This is a genomic window from Halorubrum sp. SS7 (genome assembly GCF_005435055.1).
Lineage (GTDB): Archaea > Halobacteriota > Halobacteria > Halobacteriales > Haloferacaceae > Halorubrum > Halorubrum salinarum.
Genome location: NZ_SGXV01000110.1, coordinates 440 through 1146, shown reverse-complemented (window position 1 = coordinate 1146; position 707 = coordinate 440). Strand labels below are relative to the sequence as shown.

2 protein-coding genes are annotated in these 707 nt (G+C 56.6%); both read left to right on the top strand.

Annotated features, from left to right (window positions below):
• A partial coding sequence (locus EXE44_RS16925; RefSeq protein ID WP_137717979.1) for a helix-turn-helix domain-containing protein occupies positions 1–306 on the top strand: 306 nt, incomplete at its 5' end.
• A gap of 210 nt (positions 307–516) precedes the next feature.
• A partial coding sequence (locus tag EXE44_RS21160) for a hypothetical protein (protein WP_206750398.1) occupies positions 517–707 on the top strand: 191 nt, incomplete at its 3' end.

Genomic DNA, 707 nt, shown 5'->3' with positions numbered 1-707 from the left:
ACCACGGACCCGAAAGTGATCGGTCGGGTCCGCGAGGAGCTGTCTACCGTCTCCGGTTCGTGTCAGCTCGTCTCGAAGCGCCATGTGTCCGGGTCATCCGGTAGACGCGACGAGTCGGCCGGGAATACAGACTTGACGAGCCGACAGCGGGAGATCGCCGAGACAGCGCTCCAAGAAGGATACTATGATGATCCGCGGGGTATCAACGGTGCCGACCTCGCCGACCGGTTCGACGTGTCCTCGTCAACGCTCCACCAGCATCTGCGCGCCGCGGAGTCGAAGATCATCCGCGGCTTCTTCGAGTGACGTATGTCTGTAGGCTACTACTAAGACACGGACATATTCGGTATCTATTCTGCCTGCCACATATCTTCGGGCGTAGAAATAGTATGGATACTGAAAGAATAGAACGCATGAGTTCAGGATGGAATGACGCGCCGCGAATCTCGTCAAAGTGCCCTCAATACCGACCAGAACAGGTGAGATAGAATGAGTACTCAGCCGTCTGAGTTGACTATGATGGTGTACGAGTATCTGAACCGGTCCACTGACCCCGCCGCGACTACGACGAGTGAAAATCGTTCGTCATGGGTCGACTCTTCCGTCTACGTCGACGACTACGGGAACAAGCTAGTCGACCGGCTTCTCGCAGCGGAAAGGCACCCCGGTGAGACCTTCGAAGCCGTTTTACACCCGTCTCCAGAGAC